The organism is Streptomyces sp. NPDC001156 (assembly GCF_053598275.1).
Genome location: NZ_JBSFJX010000480.1, coordinates 1 through 1995, shown reverse-complemented (window position 1 = coordinate 1995; position 1995 = coordinate 1). Strand labels below are relative to the sequence as shown.

Genomic DNA, 1995 nt, shown 5'->3' with positions numbered 1-1995 from the left:
CGCAGCGGCCCTCGTCCTGCTCCAGCTCGAGTACGACCGAACCATCTGAACGATCACACAACGTCATGATCCATTACCGGGAAAGGCTCAGTGTCCGCCGTGATCTCGGGTCGTTGGCATGGTCATGGGGCAGGGACATCTGACGAACGCAGAGTGGGTTCGGCTCAGACCACATCTGTCGAAATCCGTGCGGCGTGGTGGCCGTTGGGTCAGGCACCGCAGGCTCGTCAACGGGATATTGTACCGGCTGCGCACCGGAATGACAGGGCAGGACCTTCCTGCGCGTTTCGGTCCGTGGAAGACCGTGCACGAGCGGCGCAGACGCTGGTCGGCAGCCGGCACGGGGGGCGAAGATCTTCGCGGCCGTCCTGGCCGACGCCGACGCGGCAGGCCGGATCGACTGGTCGATGGTGAGCTTCGACTCGCATACCTGCCGGGTCCACCAGCACGCCCCCGCGGCTCGCAGGACCGTTCCGCGAGCGTCGGGAAAAGACGCACACCCGGCGGCACCACCCCAACGAGGGACTCGGACGCTCCCGGGGCGGCCCGACTTGCAAGATCCATCTCGTCGGTGAGTGCGGGCGCCGTCCGCTGGTCCTGCCGGTCACCGCGGCCCAGTGGGGCGATGCCCCACAGCTCATGCCGGTCATGGAACGCATCCTCGTCGGCCCGCCGGGCGGCGGTCACCCGCGCACCCGGCCCGGCCACCTCGGCGGCGATAAGGCGTACTCGTCCCGCCGCAACCGGCGCTACCTGCGACGGCGCCAGAACAAGCACACCATCCCCGAGCCGAAGAACCAGCGGGCCGACCGCAAACCCGCGGCAACAAGGGCGGCCGACCTGTCGGCGTCGACAAGACGATCTACAAGAAACGAAAGCCTTGATCCGACTCTCGCTCCGCTCGTGACCCGCGACTGGCTAGTCCTCCGAGCTCGCAGCAGCCTGCGGCGGTACCTCGACAACGAAGAACAGGAAGCATGTTTTGGTCGAAAGGTTCTGGAAGTCGTCGGAAAACAGCTCGCGGGCGGCCGGGTCGGGCTGCGGCTCGCTGATGACGGAAACGCGGAAGCCGGCGGTGGTGAAGGCATCGATCATCGCGTGCAACGGCTTGCGCCAGAACCTCATCGGGAAGGACTGCCCGTTGAACGTCCAGTCGAAGGTATAGCTGGTGGTCGCGAAGTAGCCGGGCCGAGGATCCGCGATCGTGTAGGCCACGAAAGGGTGGTCCAGCGACGCGATGAGACGGCCGCCGGGCCTGAGCACACGCCGTATCTCGGCCAGCGTCGGCCCCCAGTCCTCCAGGTAGTGCAGCACCAGCGACGCGACCACGTCGTCGAACACACCGTCGGTGAACGGCAGAGGATCGCTCAGGTCGACCACGTGCAGGTCCGCGTCGTCACCCAGCCGACGCCTGGCCAGCGCCAGCATCCCGGCGCTGGCGTCGATGCCGGTGACGGCAGCACCGCGGTCGCGCAGTGCAGCGGACAGGGGGCCTGAGCCGCAGCCGGCGTCCAGGATCCGACGGCCGGCCACGTCTCCGGCGAGAGCCAGCATCGCGGGCCGCTCGTAGTAGGCGTTCAGGAGGTTGTTCTCGTTCTCCGCCGAGTACGCCTCGGCGAAAGCGTCGTAGTCATTGACCTGGGCCCGATCTGCAGACGGGGCGAGACCCTCAGGCACGTCGGTTACGCGTTCCATCGTCGCAGCCTAGTAGTCACATGATCCGCCGGACAGAACCTGGCGTGACTCGGGCGGGACGGCACTCCCCCACTGGCCCCGCTGGGAGGTTGGGCTCGTCGACCACCGGCGTGGCGGTCGCTGCGAGCAGCACACCTTGCCCGCGAGTCCATGCGCCGCGAGTGTCCCCGGCAGAGCGGACACCTCGGTACGCAAGGTGACCTCAACCCCCAGCGGTGTCGACTGACAGGGTGGTAAATGCGCCCCACCACACCGCGGACCACGGGAACAAGGGGGGACGGCTGATAACTTCGCTGGCCC

General features: G+C 67.6%; 1 protein-coding gene and 1 pseudogene. One reads left to right on the top strand and one right to left on the bottom strand.

Annotated features, from left to right (window positions below; genetic code table 11):
• Positions 1–124: 124 nt before the first annotated feature.
• Positions 125–875: pseudogene (locus ACWDA7_RS52380) on the top strand (IS5 family transposase); the annotation flags it as partial.
• 43 nt (positions 876–918) lie between these two features.
• Here ACWDA7_RS52380 and ACWDA7_RS52375 read toward each other — a convergent pair.
• Complete coding sequence (locus ACWDA7_RS52375) at positions 919–1695, bottom strand: class I SAM-dependent methyltransferase (protein ID WP_450615228.1); 777 nt, start codon at positions 1693–1695, stop codon at positions 919–921.
• Between the last annotated feature and the right edge of the window lie 300 nt (positions 1696–1995).

Coding starts and splice junctions, on each gene's coding strand:
- ACWDA7_RS52375 (WP_450615228.1), bottom strand. CDS start 1,695: ATGGAACGCGTAACCGACGTGCCTGAGGGTCTCGCCCCGTCTGCAGAT.